This is a genomic window from Acidovorax sp. KPB24-07 (assembly GCF_057543315.1).
This window is the reverse complement of record NZ_BAAJYS010000919.1, coordinates 1-615: the sequence shown is the minus strand read 5'-3', so window position 1 is coordinate 615 and position 615 is coordinate 1. Positions and strand designations below refer to the sequence as shown.

General features: G+C 72.7%; 1 protein-coding gene. It reads right to left on the bottom strand.

The window, feature by feature from the left end:
* Positions 1 to 615 (bottom strand): c-type cytochrome (locus AC27IQ_RS26675; RefSeq protein WP_487091491.1); only part of this gene is annotated, 615 nt, incomplete at both ends.

Here is a 615-nt window from a genome sequence, read left to right as displayed (position 1 = left end):
CAGGGCATCGGCAGCCGGCCGGGCAAGGCCGCGGCAGGCCGAGCGTCGGCGGGCACGGCCTGCGCGGACAGCCAGGCGGTGACCGCACTCACGTCTTCGGGTACGAGCTGGCGGGCCACATGGGCCATGCAATCGGGCGCCTGGGCACGCCGCTGGCCGGTCTGCCAGGCGCCAATCTGGCTGTTGAGGTAATCGCGCGGCAATCCCAGCAGGCCCGGAATCGCCGGTGCCACGCCGGTCATGGCGGACCCATGGCACTGCACGCAGGCCGGAATGCCCAGCGCCGCATCCCCCTGGCGCACCAGCGTGCGCCCGCGCTCCAGGGCCGCAGGAGTCGCCTGGGTCGGGGGCGGCGGCGTGTAGGGCAGGTCCAGCGCGGCGAAATGCGCGGCGATCTCGCGCAGGTAGTCGTCAGTCATGTGCTCCAGCAGGTAGGCCATTTGCGGATAGCTGCGGCGGCCGTCCCGAAAATTGAGCAGTTGGTGGTAGAGGTAGCCCGCCGGCTTGCCGGCGATGCGCGGAAAGTAGCCCTCCTGGGTGGCGCGCCCTTCCCGGCCGTGGCAGGCGGTGCAAGCCAGCACGCGGTCGCCCAGGGCAGGAGCGGCCGGCCCGTCG